This is a genomic window from Pseudomonas sp. LBUM1679 (assembly GCF_059695565.1).
The window spans coordinates 5453934-5468058 of sequence record NZ_CP166774.1; the positions used below are offsets into that span (position 1 = coordinate 5453934).

A 14125-nucleotide genomic window follows, 5' to 3' on the forward strand; every position below is an offset into this window, starting at 1 on the left:
CAAGGCACAATTCATGTGTGCGAGCCTGCTCGCGAAAGCGGCGTGTCAGTCGACATCTTTATCGATTGGGGGTGGCCTCTTCGCGAGCAGGCTCGCTCCCACGGGTTTTGTGTGTTGGCTGACTGGCTTGGGACTGGTCAGGAATCGCGGCGAAAATCCGGCGAAATCGGGTCATCCTTGGAAAAAAGGGGATACCCATTAGCCGGTATCAAACCAAGGTTAAAAGTCGGCGCACCTAACAGTTCTGCTAGTACCCAACCCTTACCAAACCGCCAATACTGAGTTCCCGCACTTCGGACATTCGAAGGAACCTCCCATGACATCGCCGCGCGAAACCGTACTCTGCCAATACCACTACGACCCCCTTGATCGACTGACCAGTCACGCCCTGCCTGATATCCCCGAGCGCCAGCGTTTTTACTGCAAAAGCAGGCTGGTCACCGAGATACAGGGGGCGATGCGCTATTCCATCGTCCAGCATGGCGATCAACTGTTGGCGCAACAACGAAGTGAGGGTAATGCACCCGATACCACGCTGCTGGCCACCGATCAGCAGCGTTCGGTGTTGCAGGCGGTCAAAGCCAATCATCCACGACAACCCATAGCCTATTCGCCCTATGGCCACCGCCCAGTTGAAAGCGGGTTACTCAGCCTGCTCGGCTTTAACGGCGAACGTCCGGATCCGGTGACTGGGTGTTATTTGCTGGGGAATGGGTATCGGGCGTTTAATCCGGTTTTGATGCGATTCAACAGTCCGGACAGTTTGAGTCCGTTTGGGAAGGGTGGAATAAATGCATATGCGTATTGCGGAGGAGATCCAATTAATAGATTTGATTCAAATGGGCGATCATGGCAAGTTCTTGTAAAACAACTGAATGCTCTTATTGCAAGCAATACGTCACGCGCAGAAATCTCGCGGCACACCAAAAACGCCATAAAAACAATCCAAAAACGATTAAAAACCAGCATTACTGATAGTGCACATAGAGTTAACCAAGAGCCAAAAGAACATTTAATAAAACGACTTAATACAGAATCCTTATTAACACCTGACGACCACCCAGAATTCGATAAAATACGACATATCAAACTTTCACAGCTTTCGGAAGAGATCGCAAAAGCATCCAAAACAATCTCAACCATCAAATATAAACGCAGCATAGTAAAAGACATACAAGATATACGAGGCTACAAATACTCCGATGATGATTTTGAAGCGTACAGCAATGCCATCTCACAACAAAAATATTTCATTACAAAACTAAAAAATAAATTCGCACTGCCAGATTATGAGCAACCACCCTCCTATTCAAACGCAATGAAAAATATACGCACCAACTAATAATCAACGCAAACGAATTTAATGAAAAAAAAAGACAACAAAGGGGACGAGCACAAATATCAAAAAAGGAGACACCCATTAGCCAGTCTCGAGCCACCAAGTCGTGCCTGACACCCATGTGGGACAAGTGGTAGCGATTACTGCATGCGCCGCTGTATCAGGGGACTGCCACAGAGCAACATTGGTGCCGCCAATGCGTCCAAAAACCTGTCATAGAACTGTAGTTAGCGCACGGTGCACGTCCAGTTCCTGCGGGCTCACTTGGCAGACCCGGTTACTACGACAGCCGCATTTAGATCAAAAGATCGCAGCCTTCGGCAGCTCCTACACAGGAATTGCGTACACCCTGTAGGAGCTGCCGAAGGCTGCGATCTTTTGATCTTAAACATCCATGTTTAATCGACATCTCCAGACACTTACAGAGCCTACACATGCTTGCGCCGTAGCCTACGACTTTGCCAGAATCCGCCGGCTTGTGCGCCTGAGGGCCGGGCTTTATCGTTTCGCGGTCGCTGAAAAACAGCGATCGGGTTTGGTAGCCCGGTAGACTTCGTGCGTAGCACACCTGAAGCAGGCCTTGCGGTCTGTGTCTTCATGGTGGCCATGCGCAGGGCGCCTTCGGGCGCGCCGGTTCTCCAAGTCACCGGTCTACCAACCCGCGTATGGCCACCACCCATTCGTTTGGTAGCGAGAGTGATGGCTCCTCTTTTCTGATTTGGAGTTCCATCCATGTTCAAAGTAACGCCCAACCCGCCGGAAACCGAAGACGCTTCCCCAGACACCTCAATCGATCCGCAAAAACTCCACGAAGCCGCCGACCGCGCCCTCGATGAGTACATCAACCTGTCCGCCCGCATAAACGCCACGGAGCGCAAGCCCAGCACCATGTTCGTCATTGCGCCCGGCATCGATACCGAAAGCCTGTTGGCCCATGCCTGCGAGTCGCTGGCGTCGGCCAGGGTCGTGGCCGATGACTTTGCTGCAGGGCTGAAAGGTTCTCAGCGCCATACGATGATGGCGATTTCGCAGATGATCATGCTTGGCGAATTGGCGGTGAATCGCGCGCTGGATAACCTCGATCCGCAGGGTTAGTAAAGGGTTCAAGCAAGGCACAATTCATGTGGGAGCGAGACCGGCTTGCCGGCGAAGGCGGCGTGTCAGTCGACATCTTTATCGAGTGGGGTGGCCTCTTCGCGAGCAAGCTCGCTCCCACAGGTTTTGTATCGTTCACAAAATCAGGTATGACACCCATTTTGCAGGAGCGAGCTGGTAGCGTTCCGACTTGCCCGCGTAGAGGCCGGTATTGCCAGCACAGACTTCGAGATCACGCCGCGAATCCAGCGGATCGGCAAATCATCCCTGGCTACCGCGCCCGTTAGAAGCGACTCGTCACGGACCTCAAGCCCCCACCCCAAGCCGTCTAAACGCACACAAACCCTGTGGCGAGGGAGCTTGCTCCCGCTGGGCTGCGCAGCAGCCCCACCCCCAGCAAATGCAGTGAGTCAGACATACCCAGTTGTTTGCTTGGCGACTGCTGCGCAGCCCAGCGGGAGCAAGCTCCCTCGCCACAATTGAGCGCTGCCCTGTCTATCTCCGGCACCACAGATACATGGCCGACCTATCAGTTCTGCTAGTACCCAACTGTTGCGAAATTACCAATACTGAGTTCCCGCACCTCGGACACTCGGAGCCCCCATGCCATCGCCGCGCGAAACCGTGCTCTGCCACTACCGCTACGACCCCCTTGATCTCCTGATCAGTCAGGCGCTGCCAGACATCCCCGAGCGCCAGCGCTTTTACTGCAAAAGCAGGCTGGCCACCGAGATACAGGGGGCGATGCGTTATTCGATCGTTCAGCATGGCGACCAGCTGTTGGCGCAACAGCGGAGTGAGGGTGATGCGCCTGATACCACGCTGCTGGTGACCGATCAGCAGCGGTCGGTGTTGCAGGTGCTCGAAGCCAATCATTCACGGCAACCCATCGCCTATTCGCCCTATGGCTTCCGATCCGTAGAAAACGGATTACTCAGCCTGCTCGGCTTTAACGGCGAACGCCCGGACTCGGTGACTGGGTGTTATTTGTTGGGGAATGGGTATCGGGCGTTTAATCCGGTTTTGATGCGGTTTAACAGTCCGGATAGTTGGAGTCCATTTGGAAAGGGAGGATTAAATACGTACGCTTATTGCTTAGGAAACCCTATAAATAATAGTGATCAAAGTGGACGATTTACCACTGCCGTGTTTAATTTCATACTCAAAAATCGGAGAATACACTTTTATGGGACAAACGGCCGCGGGATAAAAATACTTCCTGGCGTCTCGACAAGACAAGCTATGCAAGCAAGAGACAAGATTCTAAGAATAAACAAGAAACTTGGTGATTTACGTAACCTCAAAATGGACGAATTCAAAAAAATGTACGAAAACGGATTTCCTCCATCTCAACCTTCCAGCCTACAAAGGCTCGCAGAAGAGAGTGTAATTTCAAATAACATACTAAAAAATGACGTACCATTCCCATCTGGCCTGCGAGGACCTATTAGCAATAGAGTTACTGCTTCGAGACTACACCGTGGAGCCGTTATTTTCATACAAGAACACGTCAAGAACAACTTTTTTGGATATAGGAATCTAAAAAAACTCGCAAACGGGGGAGCGGCACTTCGTAGTTATGAAATGGAATATTACCCACGAGTTATTGAAATAGCTAATGAGACGAAAAGAAGTTTTTCTGACATACGGTCCATTCGCCAGGAACTTAAGGCCAGTAAGCGCAAACTGATGCGAGAGAATTTTGATGAGTGGGCGTGGTGAAACAGGAGAAAAGGGTCAGAAAAGGAGTCAGTTTTGATTTTCGACGCAACGACAAAAGACAAACACACGGATAACCTAGCAGCCCTGCTAGTACCCAACGATTCAAAAGCCGCCAATACTGAACTCTCGCACTTCGGACCTTTGGAGCAACCACCCATGACATCACCGCGCGAAACCGTACTCTGCCAGTACCACTACGACCCCCTTGATCGACTGACCAGTCACGCCTTGCCTGATATTCCCGAGCGCCAGCGCTTTTACTGCAAAAGCAGGCTGGCCACCGAGATACAGGGGTGATGCACTATTAGATCGTTCAGCATCGCGACCAATTGCTGGTGCAACAGCAATACGAGGACGATGTACCCGGCACCGTGCTGTTGAACCAGGACCAACAGCAATGGGCCGAGAAACGAGCGGCATAGTCAGGCAGATCACGCGACAGCCTCCTTGAACAATGCCGATTAATTAATTGTTGAGTTTTGAAGTTAACCACGAATGTTTTTCATTGCGCTTGCGACTTCATAGGAAGGTGGAGGCTCATAAGCTGGCAAACGTTTTTCTATAAGCCTCTCTAAATATTCATAATTCTTCGAGTGCGCTTTTTCTAATTGTTTAAAAAATCCGTCATCGAGGCCGGGGGAATATGCATCAGCCAAGTCGCGCCGTATTGCAATCATTCTATCAAGATCTGCGATGTTGGTTTGCGTCAAGGTAATTTCATTTTCCAACTGTGAAGGCCCGATAGATGGTATTTTTTTCAAGTCTGGTTGGTTGTAAGGGTTGGGTAAGGTTTCTTGCCTCAGGCGATGAATTAAATACTCGTCCTTTTTCATACCTATTGCTTTTGCTGTTTTAGCTAATTTCTCTTTTCCTCCTGCGAGCTTGGTGATGTTATCAATGGCGTCCAAGGTGTGTTGCGATGCTCCTGAGCGCGTTGTATTTTTGGCAATGTTAAAATTCATCAATTTTAAAAACTTCTTCCATGCTCGCCCATTTGGATCGACACGATTAATTGGGTCTCCACTACAATATGCGTACGAGTTCACTCCCCCCTTTCCAAATGGACTCCGACTGTCTGGGCTGTTGAACCGCATCAAAACCGGATTGAACTGTCGATACCCCTCCCCCAAATGATAATGCCCAGTCACCGGGTCGGGCCGTTCACCGTTAAACCCTAGCAAACTGAGTAAACCATTCTGTATCGGTCGATGACCGTAGGGGGTGTATGCAAGTGGATGCGGCTGGTTTGCGTCGAGCGCGTTCAGTACCGAACGTTGTAGATCAGTCGCCAGCAGCGTGGCGACCGCTTTGCCGCCCTCACGCTGCTGCTGCGCCAACAGCTGCTCTTCGTGTTGCACGATACTGCGTTGCACCGAGCCTTGTATTTCAGTGACCAGGCGGGTTTTGCAGTAATAGCGATGGATTGCCGATTGCTTGAAGGTCGTGCAATTGACCAGACGATCGAGCGGGTCGTAATGGTAACGACTCAGGAGTGTTTCGCGAGTAGGGGTAGGCATTGACTGAGTTCCGTGCGAAGTCCAAACAGCCGAGCCTTTAGTTTCATTCCTTTTTCAATCGCTGCCTACTATCAGAAGTGATAGGGTTTTGCCCTCTCTGGAGTCGGCGGGCAGGAGAATGTCAGATTTTTTGAGTGCGGGCCGGTAACGGCCTACCGTCAGGCAGGCCTTCATTTCACCAGGTTGGCCTGATAAATCGATCGCCGTACAGGATCGCAAATTGATTCATCGCACTCTTCCAGTCATGTGCCGGTTTGCCCCAGTTCGCGATGATATTGCATAAACCTTGTAGGAGCTGCCGAAGGTTCGGGCCGCGTTCGGACGATCTTTTGACTTTAAACATCTACGTTTAATCGACATCTCCAGACACTTACAGAGCCTACACATTCTTGCGCCGTAGCCTACGACTGCGCCAGAATCCGCCGGCTTGTGCGCCTGAGGGCCGGGCTTTATCGTTTCGCGGTCGCTGAAAAACAGTGATCGGGTTTGGTAGCCCGCCGCTCACACATGGCGCACAGCGTCACCTTGTTCAGGTGCTTTATCGGCACTTGTTTTTATGGTGGCTGTGCGCAGGGCGCCCTCGGGCGCGCCGGTTTTTCCATGTGGGCCGGTCTACCAACCTGCGTATGGCCGCCACCTCTCGTTTGGTAGCGAAGGTGATGGCTCTTCCCATTACATATGGAGTTCCATCTATGTCCAAAGCAACGCCCAACCCGCCGGAAACCGAAGACGCTTCCTCAGACACCTCTATCGATCGGCAAAAACTCCACGAAGCCGCCGACCGCGCCCTCGATGAGTACATCAACCTGTCCGCCCGCATAAACGCCACGGAGCGCAAGCCCAGCACCATGTTCGTGATTGCGCCCGGCATCGATACCGAAAGCCTGCTGGCCCATGCCTGCGAGTCGCTGGCGTCGGCCAGGGTCGTGGCCGATGACTTTGCTGCAGGGCTGAAAGGTTCTCAGCGCCATACGTTGCTGGCCATTTCGCAGATGATCATGCTCGGCGAACTGGCGGTGAATCGCGCGCTGGATAACCTCGATCCGCAGGATTAGTAAAGGCTTCAAGCAAGGCACAATTCATGTGGGAGCGAGACCGGCTTGCCGGCGAAGGCGGTGTATCAGTCGACATCTCTATTGGCTGGGATGGCCTCTTCGCGAGCAGGCTCGCTCCCACAGGTTTTGTGTGCTGGCTGAATGGTTAGGGACTGGTCAGGATTTGTGTGTCAGTCGAGTCTCTGTTGGCTGGGATGGCCTCATCGCGGGCAAGCCCGCTCCCACAGGGCTGCGTCAACACACACAAAACTTGTGGGAGCGGGCTTGCCCGCGATGAGGCCGGTGCTGCTAGTGCATCTCTCAGGAATCGCGGCGCAGGTCCGGGGGAATCGGGAGATCATCCTTGAGCGGATCCGGCCGTTTGCCCTTGCCCGCGCGGTGCTGGCGGATCTGGTAGACGTAGGCCAATACCTGAGCAACGGCCAGATAGAGTCCGCCCGGGATTTCCTGCTCCAGTTCGGTGGAGTAGTAGATCGAGCGCGCCAGCGCCGGGGATTCGAGCAACATCACCTCGTTGGCCACCGCAATCTCGCGCATCTTCAACGCCAGGAAATCACTGCCCTTGGCCACCAGCGTCGGCGCCCCGCCCTTGTCCGGGTCGTATTTGAGCGCCACGGCGTAGTGGGTCGGGTTGGTGATGACGACATCGGCGTCGGGGATTGCCGCCATCATCCGGCGCTGGGACATTTCGCGCTGCAACTGGCGAATGCGCTGTTTGACCTCCGGCCGCCCTTCCTGGTCCTTGTGTTCGTCGCGTATTTCCTGCTTGGTCATCTTCAGTTTCTTGGCGGTTTCCCACAGCTGCACCGGCACGTCCACCGCGGCGATGATGATCAGGCCGCAGGCCATCCATAATGTGCTCCAGCCGACCACTTGCAGGCTGTGGATGATCGCCATGTCCAGCGGTTCATGGGCGATGCGCAGCAGGTCGTCGATGTCCGAGGACAACACTGCCAGCGCCACGAACAGGATGATGAAAAACTTGGCCAGGGCCTTGAGCAGTTCCACCACGGCCTTGGACGAGAACATGCGCTTGAGGCCGGCGCCGGGGTTCATCCGGCTGAACTTGGGCGCCATGGTGCCGGCAGAGAACAACCAGCCGCCCAGGGATATCGGGCCGATCACCGCGGCCAGCAACAAGGTGATCATCACCGGCTGGATCGCCAACAGGGCAATCTGCCCCGAGTGCAGCAGGTAGGTGCCCATGGCGCGCTGGTCGAGGATCACTTCCCGCGACAACGAGAAGTTCATCCGCATCAGCGCCATCAGGTCCTGAGCCAGTGCGCCGCCGAAGATCAGCAGCGCACCGGCACCGGCGAGCATGATTGCCAGGGTGTTGAGTTCCTTGGAGCGGGCAATCTCGCCCTTCTCCCGGGCGTCCTTTTTCTTTTTCTCCGTGGGGTCTTCTGTTTTGTCCTGACCGCTTTCGCTCTCTGCCATGACTCAGCGCGCCCGTGCCAGTTCGCGTAACCACTGCAAGGCCTCGGAGGCCAGCGGTTGATACTGATTGATGATGTCTGCCAGCCCGACCCAGACGATGAACAGCCCGAGCACCAGGGTCAGCGGGAAGCCGATGGAGAAGATGTTCAGCTGCGGGGCGGCCCGGGTCATTACGCCAAACGCGATGTTGACCACCAGCAACGCGGTGATCGCCGGCAGCACCAGCAACAGCGCCGCCCCCAGGACCCAGCCCAGCTTGCCGGCCAGGTCCCAGAAATGATTGACCACCAGCCCGCTGCCGACCGGCAACGTGGTGAAGCTTTCAGTGAGGATTTCGAACACCACCAGGTGGCCGTTCATGGACAGGAACAGCAGCGTGACCAGCATGGTGAAGAACTGCCCGATCACCGCCACCGAGACGCCGTTGGTGGGGTCGACCATCGAGGCGAAGCCCATGCCCATTTGAATGGAGACGATCTGCCCGGCAATGACGAAGGCCTGGAAAAACAACTGCAAGGCGAACCCCAGCACCGCGCCGATGAGGATCTGTTCGGCAATCAGCAGCAGCCCGCTCAAGTCCAGCGCGTTGACCGGCGGCATCGGCGGCAGGCCGGGGACGATCACCACCGTGATGGCCAGTGCGAAGTACACGCGCACGCGCAGGGGAACCAGGGTCGTGCCCACGATCGGCATCACCATCAGCAACGCCCCCACGCGAAACAGCGGCAACATGAACGTCGCCACCCAGGTGCTGATCTGGGTATCGGTCAGCTGCAACAGCGACATGGTCTAGCCGATGACCTGGGGAATACTGCCGTACAACTGCAGGATGTATTCCATGAAGGTCTGCACCAGCCACGGGCCGGCCACGATCAGCGTCACCAGCATCACCAGCAGGCGCGGCAGGAAGCTCAGGGTCTGTTCGTTGATCTGGGTGGCGGCCTGGAACATCGCCACCAGCAGGCCCACCAGCAGACTCGGGATCACCAGCACGGCCACCATCATGGTGGTCAGCCACAGCGCTTCGCGAAAGATGTCGACCGCCACTTCCGGGGTCATGGCGACACACCGCCGAAGCTGCTGGCCAAGGTGCCGATGATCAACGCCCAGCCATCCACCAGCACGAACAGCATGATCTTGAACGGCAGGGAAATGATCAGCGGCGACAGCATCATCATGCCCATGGCCATCAGCACACTGGCCACGACCAGGTCGATGATCAGGAAGGGAATGAAGATCATGAAGCCGATCTGGAACGCGGTTTTCAGCTCAGAGGTGACAAAGGCCGGTACCAGAATGGTCAGCGGCGCCTGATCCGGCGAAGCGATGTCGGTGCGCTTGGACAGGCGCATGAACAGCTCCAGATCGCTGCTGCGGGTCTGCGCCAGCATGAAGTCCTTGATCGGCACCTGGGCCTTGGCCACGGCATCCTGCGCCGAGAGTTTTTCCGCCAGGTAGGGTTGCAAGGCATCTTGATTCACCCGGTCGAACACCGGCGCCATGATGAACAGGGTCAGGAACAGTGCCATGCCCGTGAGGATCTGGTTCGACGGCGTCTGCTGCAGGCCCAGGGCCTGGCGCAGGATCGAGAAGACGATGATGATCCGGGTGAAACTGGTCATCAGCATGACGAACGCCGGGATGAAACTCAGCGCGGTCATGATCAGCAGGATCTGCAGGCTGACCGAGTATTCCTGGGCGCCCTCGGCATTGGTGCCCAGGGTGATCGCCGGGATCGACAACGGGTCGGCGGCGAACGCCAGCGGCGCGGCCAGCATCAGGGCCAGCGTCAAGACGATGCGTAACGCAGCCATTACTGCTTATCCTTCTGATCCTTGCCCATCAGCTCCATCAGGCGCAGGGCAAATTCGGGGGTGGTCTTCTCGGTGCTCGGCACCTGCACCGGCTCCTTGAGCACGTGCAGGGCGGTGATGCTGCCGGGACTGAGGCCGAGCAGAATCTGCTCGTTGCCGACCTGCACCAGCATCAGCCGGTCACGCGGGCCGAGCGCGCGGGAACCGATCAGCTCGATCACCTGCCCCTTGCCGGCCGGCCCGGCCTGCTGCACCCGGCGCAGCAGCCAGGCAAGGAAGAAAATCAACCCCAGCACCAGCAGCAGGCCGAACACCAGTTGCGTCAATTGCCCGGCCACACCGCTGCTGACCGCCGGTGCCGCCGCCGTGGCGGCCGCCACTGGCTCGGCCGCCAGCACGTTGAACGGCAAGGCCAGCGCTGCCCCTAGAAAAACCCCTGGAAACTTTTTCACTCAGCGCAGCTTCTTGATGCGTTCGCTTGGGCTGATCACGTCCGTCAGGCGGATGCCGAACTTCTCGTTGACCACCACCACTTCGCCGTGGGCGATGAGCGTACCGTTGACCAGGACGTCCAGCGGCTCACCGGCCAGGCGATCGAGTTCGATCACCGAACCCTGGTTGAGTTGCAGCAGGTTGCGGATGCTGATATCGGTGCTGCCGACTTCCATGGAGATCGACACCGGGATATCGAGGATCACGTCCAGGTTCGGCCCGTCCAGGGTGACCGGGTTGTTGTTTTTCGGCACGCCGCCGAACTCTTCCATCCGCAGACGGTTGGACGACGAATTGACCGCATCGGCAGCGAGCAAGGCGTCGATGTCGTCCTGCCCGTCACCGGCTTCTTCGAGGGCCGCAGCCCATTCATCAGCCAGTGCCTGGTCGTCCTGGGTATGCATATCGTTAGCCATCATGTGTCCTCGGCGTGCAACCCTTTCAAAGGGATGCCGTCAGTTAAAAGCGAATGTGCTGCGCGCCGGTCAACGGCGCTCGATCGGCTCGATCACCTGCAACGCGAGGTTGCCTTTGTGCGAGCCCATCTTGACCTTGAACGCAGGCACGCCATTGGCGCGCATGATCATTTCTTCCGGCATCTCGACCGGGATAATGTCCCCCGGCTGCATGTGCAGGATGTCCCGCAGGCGCAACTGGCGACGGGCAACCGTGGCCCCGATCGGCACGTCGACATCCAGCACGTCCTGGCGCAGGGCGTTGACCCAGCGCTCGTCCTGATCGTCGAGGTCCGACTGGAAGCCGGCGTCGAGCATTTCGCGCACCGGCTCGATCATCGAATAGGGCATGGTCACGTGCAGGTCGCCGCCACCGCCATCGAGTTCGATGTGGAAGGTCGACACCACCACGGCCTCGCTCGGGCCGACGATGTTGGCCATGGCCGGGTTCACTTCCGAGTTGATGTACTCGAAGTTGACTTCCATGATCGCCTGCCAGGCTTCCTTCAAATCGACGAAGGCCTGCTCGAGCACCATGCGCACGACGCGCAGTTCGGTCGGGGTGAATTCGCGCCCTTCGATCTTGGCGTGACGGCCGTCGCCGCCGAAGAAGTTGTCCACCAGCTTGAACACCAGCTTGGCATCGAGGATGAACAGCGCGGTACCGCGCAACGGTTTGATCTTGACCAGGTTGAGGCTGGTCGGCACGTACAGCGAGTGCACGTATTCACCGAACTTCATCACCTGCACCCCACCGACGGCAACGTCCGCCGAGCGGCGCAGCAGGTTGAACATGCTGATGCGGGTGTAGCGGGCGAAGCGTTCGTTGATCATCTCCAGGGTCGGCATGCGTCCACGGACGATGCGATCCTGGCTGGTCAGGTCATAGCTTTTGACGGTGCCGGGTTCGGCAGCGATATCGGCCTGTACCAGACCATCGTCGACACCGTGCAACAGCGCGTCGATCTCATCCTGGGACAGCAGGTCCTGCACGGCCATGTCGTGTTCCTACTGCAGTACGAAATTAGTGAATAGCAATTGTTCGATGACCACTTTGCCGAGTTCTTTGTGCGCCACTTCCTGGACGCTGGCCGTGGCTTTCTGCCGCAACATTTCCTGGCCGACCGGCGATGCCAGGGTGGCGAAGTCCTGCCCGGAGAACAGCATGACCAGGTTATTGCGGATCACCGGCATGTGCGCCTTGAGCGCGTCCAGATCGGCTTGATCGCGACCCAGCATGGTGATGCTCACCTGCATGTAGCGCTGCCGGCCGTTCTGGTTGTAGTTGGCAATGAAGGCCGGAAGCAGGGGCACGAAAACCGCCGGCTGTTTGCCGACATCCAAGGTTTGCGGCGCGGCGACTGGCGTGCTCCGGGGGCTGTGCATGAAGTACCAGGTGGCCCCCACGGACAAGCCGATCGCCAGCAGCAGGGCAACCACTGTCACAATGATCAGCTTGATCTTGCGTTTGGTTGCGGGGTCTTTAACCGCGTCTTCGCTATTCGCCATGCCAATAATCCGTCACTAATCGGGGTTTCACAGTCGCAGGCTTGGCAAGAGCAAGTGTTATGCCATGTAGGAGCTGGCTTGCCAGCGAAGGCGGCACGTCAGTCGATACGTGTATTAGCTGACACACCGCGCACGCCCCCTGTAGGAGCTGGCTTGCCAGCGAAGGCGGTGTGTCAGTCAACATGTGTATTAGCTGACACACCGCACGCCCCCTGTAGGAGCTGGCTTGCCAGCGAAGGCGGTGTGTCAGTCGATAGATGTATTGGCTGGTATACCGTCTTCGCTGGCAAGCCAGCTCCTACAGGGGGGGTTGGGCTTGATCAGGCGTAGTAGTCGACTGCGCTGGAGCCGACGATGCTGGTAGCGCTGGCCGCCACTTCGGCGACTGTTGGCGCACGCTCGTCATCCATGGCATCTAGGCGACCACCGCTGGCGCTGGTCCGCCCGCCGTGACTGTGCTGTGCCTGGTCCTGTCCTTGCTGCGAACCACGGGATTGGTCGGACACATTGACATCAACCTGGCCCATGCCCTGCTGCGCAAACATGTCGCGCAGGCGATGCATCTGCCCGTCGAGCGCTTCGCGAACACCTGGATGCGCGCTCATGAAGGTGATCTGGGTCTGCTGATCCGGCACCATGTTCACCCGAATGTCGAGGCGCCCGAGTTCGGCCGGTTGCAACTGGATGTCGGCCGCCTTGAGGTTGGCGCTGGACAGGTACATGACCCGGTTCACCACTTCTTCGGTCCAGCCACTTTGATGCAGGGCGATCGGCTGGTTCACCGGCAATGCGTTAGCGGTTTTCGGCGTGGCCGCCTGGGTCAACGCCGCCAGGCGGTTGGCGAAATCGTCGACACGGGTATCGCTGCTGGCGGTCTTCAAGTCTTTCAAGCCGTCATCGAGCAGGCCGCTGAAGGCCTTGTCCCCGCCCTCGGTGCTGTCCTTTTCGGCCTGCACGTCAAGCATGCTCGCCGTGCCGGCGATCAGGTTTTGTGCCGAAGCCGGCTCGCCATCGGCTTCGGCCGAGGTCGGCAGCGCTGGTGGCCGAGCCTGGCTCGAAGCGGAAACGTGCCCGCCCTGCTCCATGGCCAAGCGCAAGGCTGGCAGGGCATCGAGGGGGTCGGCCTGGGGATCGAACGTGGCGTCGACGGTGACGGCCGGCGTCGTTGCCGCGACCACCGGCTGTTCGCCCAGGGGCGGCACCGCGACTACCGCTGGCGGAGTTTGCGCAACGAGTGTCGGCCCTGCGGGATCGACGGTTGGCTCGCCCGTCGCCTCGGTGACAGAGGCGTCAGCGGCATCCGAACCATCGTCGGCGATCGGGTCGTCGGCCGCCGGTTTATCGGCGGGCAAGGATTTGCCGCTATCGGCAACGGCCGGTTTCGGGGCGGCAGCCTTGTCGTGGCTGAGGTCCTTTTTGCCCGGCCCCTCAGCGGCGGTGTCGCGCATGGGCTTGGCCGGCCCGTCGTTCCCTGCAGAACCTGTGTTCCGAGCCTGATTGGCGTAGACATGAGCGAAGCTGGAGGCCTTGGCCCCGGGCTCGGCGACCTGCGCCGGTGTATTGGCGGATGCCGCCTTGGCCTTGGTCTGGGCGGCGGCCTGCAGAAGCATATTGGGGGTAACGGGCATGAAACGGTCTCCGCCGCACTGGGAACGTAGGTACAGTTGACGGAGAGCAAAGCAAGGGT

At 57.4% G+C, this 14125-nt stretch carries 15 protein-coding genes; 5 read left to right on the plus strand and 10 right to left on the minus strand.

Annotated features, from left to right (window positions below; genetic code table 11):
* Positions 1 to 316: 316 nt before the first annotated feature.
* From ACA062_RS24720 to ACA062_RS24735, 4 genes are all read left to right on the plus strand, one after another.
* Positions 317 to 1342 carry an RHS repeat-associated core domain-containing protein gene (locus ACA062_RS24720; RefSeq protein ID WP_497453418.1) on the plus strand — a complete coding sequence of 342 codons (1026 nt, stop codon included), beginning with the start codon at positions 317 to 319 and terminating at the stop codon, positions 1340 to 1342.
* 729 nt (positions 1343 to 2071) lie between these two features.
* The gene (locus ACA062_RS24725) at positions 2072 to 2434 is read left to right on the plus strand and encodes a DUF6124 family protein (protein ID WP_497453419.1); all 363 of its coding nucleotides are present in this window, start codon (positions 2072 to 2074) and stop codon (positions 2432 to 2434) included.
* Between the two features lie 603 nt (positions 2435 to 3037).
* Complete coding sequence (locus ACA062_RS24730; RefSeq protein WP_497453420.1) at positions 3038 to 4156, plus strand: RHS repeat-associated core domain-containing protein; 1119 nt, start codon at positions 3038 to 3040, stop codon at positions 4154 to 4156.
* Positions 4157 to 4189: 33 nt separating this feature from the next.
* Complete coding sequence (locus ACA062_RS24735; protein ID WP_497453421.1) at positions 4190 to 4453, plus strand: hypothetical protein; 264 nt, start codon at positions 4190 to 4192, stop codon at positions 4451 to 4453.
* Between the two features lie 188 nt (positions 4454 to 4641).
* Here ACA062_RS24735 and ACA062_RS24740 read toward each other — a convergent pair whose 3' ends face one another.
* Positions 4642 to 5673 (minus strand): RHS repeat-associated core domain-containing protein, encoded by a 1032-nt coding sequence (locus ACA062_RS24740; protein ID WP_497453422.1) that lies wholly within the window; start codon positions 5671 to 5673, stop codon positions 4642 to 4644.
* A 692-nt stretch (positions 5674 to 6365) separates the two neighbouring features.
* On the opposite strand from ACA062_RS24740, the gene ACA062_RS24745 reads away from it, so the two are divergent.
* Complete coding sequence (locus ACA062_RS24745) at positions 6366 to 6728, plus strand: DUF6124 family protein (protein ID WP_497453423.1); 363 nt, start codon at positions 6366 to 6368, stop codon at positions 6726 to 6728.
* 300 nt (positions 6729 to 7028) lie between these two features.
* Here the strand turns inward: ACA062_RS24745 and flhB are convergent, their stop codons facing one another.
* The 9 genes from flhB to ACA062_RS24790 all read right to left on the minus strand — a co-directional run bounded on the left by flhB (position 7029) and on the right by ACA062_RS24790 (position 14066).
* Positions 7029 to 8168 (minus strand): flagellar biosynthesis protein FlhB, encoded by a 1140-nt coding sequence (gene flhB, locus ACA062_RS24750; RefSeq protein WP_497453424.1) that lies wholly within the window; start codon positions 8166 to 8168, stop codon positions 7029 to 7031.
* A 3-nt stretch (positions 8169 to 8171) separates the two neighbouring features.
* Positions 8172 to 8954: a flagellar biosynthetic protein FliR gene (fliR, locus tag ACA062_RS24755; RefSeq protein ID WP_497453425.1), complete on the minus strand. Its 783-nt coding sequence runs from the start codon at positions 8952 to 8954 to the stop codon at positions 8172 to 8174.
* Between the two features lie 3 nt (positions 8955 to 8957).
* Complete coding sequence (gene fliQ / locus ACA062_RS24760; protein ID WP_007948918.1) at positions 8958 to 9227, minus strand: flagellar biosynthesis protein FliQ; 270 nt, start codon at positions 9225 to 9227, stop codon at positions 8958 to 8960.
* Positions 9224 to 9982 carry a flagellar type III secretion system pore protein FliP gene (fliP, locus tag ACA062_RS24765; protein WP_497453426.1) on the minus strand — a complete coding sequence of 253 codons (759 nt, stop codon included), beginning with the start codon at positions 9980 to 9982 and terminating at the stop codon, positions 9224 to 9226. Before fliP ends, fliQ begins: the two co-directional genes overlap by 4 nt.
* Positions 9982 to 10434 (minus strand): flagellar biosynthetic protein FliO, encoded by a 453-nt coding sequence (gene fliO, locus ACA062_RS24770; protein WP_497453427.1) that lies wholly within the window; start codon positions 10432 to 10434, stop codon positions 9982 to 9984. The genes fliP and fliO overlap by 1 nt, the downstream gene beginning before the upstream one ends.
* Positions 10435 to 10890: a flagellar motor switch protein FliN gene (gene fliN / locus ACA062_RS24775; RefSeq protein WP_497457493.1), complete on the minus strand. Its 456-nt coding sequence runs from the start codon at positions 10888 to 10890 to the stop codon at positions 10435 to 10437.
* A gap of 69 nt (positions 10891 to 10959) precedes the next feature.
* Positions 10960 to 11928, minus strand: coding sequence for a flagellar motor switch protein FliM (gene fliM / locus ACA062_RS24780; protein WP_150785478.1), 969 nt, complete (start codon positions 11926 to 11928; stop codon positions 10960 to 10962).
* Positions 11929 to 11937: 9 nt separating this feature from the next.
* On the minus strand, positions 11938 to 12438 hold the full coding sequence (gene fliL / locus ACA062_RS24785) for a flagellar basal body-associated protein FliL (protein ID WP_497453428.1): 501 nt from the start codon (positions 12436 to 12438) through the stop codon (positions 11938 to 11940).
* Between the two features lie 320 nt (positions 12439 to 12758).
* On the minus strand, positions 12759 to 14066 hold the full coding sequence (locus ACA062_RS24790) for a flagellar hook-length control protein FliK (protein ID WP_497453429.1): 1308 nt from the start codon (positions 14064 to 14066) through the stop codon (positions 12759 to 12761).
* Positions 14067 to 14125 lie beyond the last annotated feature (59 nt).

Excerpts from the sequence above, each read along its gene's own strand:
- ACA062_RS24720 (WP_497453418.1), top strand. The coding sequence starts at position 317 with ATGACATCGCCGCGCGAAACCGTACTCTGCCAATACCACTACGACCCC.
- ACA062_RS24725 (WP_497453419.1), top strand. The coding sequence starts at position 2,072 with ATGTTCAAAGTAACGCCCAACCCGCCGGAAACCGAAGACGCTTCCCCA.
- ACA062_RS24730 (WP_497453420.1), top strand. The coding sequence starts at position 3,038 with ATGCCATCGCCGCGCGAAACCGTGCTCTGCCACTACCGCTACGACCCC.
- ACA062_RS24740 (WP_497453422.1), bottom strand. The coding sequence starts at position 5,673 with ATGCCTACCCCTACTCGCGAAACACTCCTGAGTCGTTACCATTACGAC.
- ACA062_RS24745 (WP_497453423.1), top strand. The coding sequence starts at position 6,366 with ATGTCCAAAGCAACGCCCAACCCGCCGGAAACCGAAGACGCTTCCTCA.
- flhB (WP_497453424.1), bottom strand. The coding sequence starts at position 8,168 with ATGGCAGAGAGCGAAAGCGGTCAGGACAAAACAGAAGACCCCACGGAG.
- fliR (WP_497453425.1), bottom strand. The coding sequence starts at position 8,954 with ATGTCGCTGTTGCAGCTGACCGATACCCAGATCAGCACCTGGGTGGCG.
- fliQ (WP_007948918.1), bottom strand. The coding sequence starts at position 9,227 with ATGACCCCGGAAGTGGCGGTCGACATCTTTCGCGAAGCGCTGTGGCTG.
- fliP (WP_497453426.1), bottom strand. The coding sequence starts at position 9,982 with ATGGCTGCGTTACGCATCGTCTTGACGCTGGCCCTGATGCTGGCCGCG.
- fliN (WP_497457493.1), bottom strand. The coding sequence starts at position 10,890 with ATGGCTAACGATATGCATACCCAGGACGACCAGGCACTGGCTGATGAA.
- fliM (WP_150785478.1), bottom strand. The coding sequence starts at position 11,928 with ATGGCCGTGCAGGACCTGCTGTCCCAGGATGAGATCGACGCGCTGTTG.
- fliL (WP_497453428.1), bottom strand. The coding sequence starts at position 12,438 with ATGGCGAATAGCGAAGACGCGGTTAAAGACCCCGCAACCAAACGCAAG.
- ACA062_RS24790 (WP_497453429.1), bottom strand. The coding sequence starts at position 14,066 with ATGCCCGTTACCCCCAATATGCTTCTGCAGGCCGCCGCCCAGACCAAG.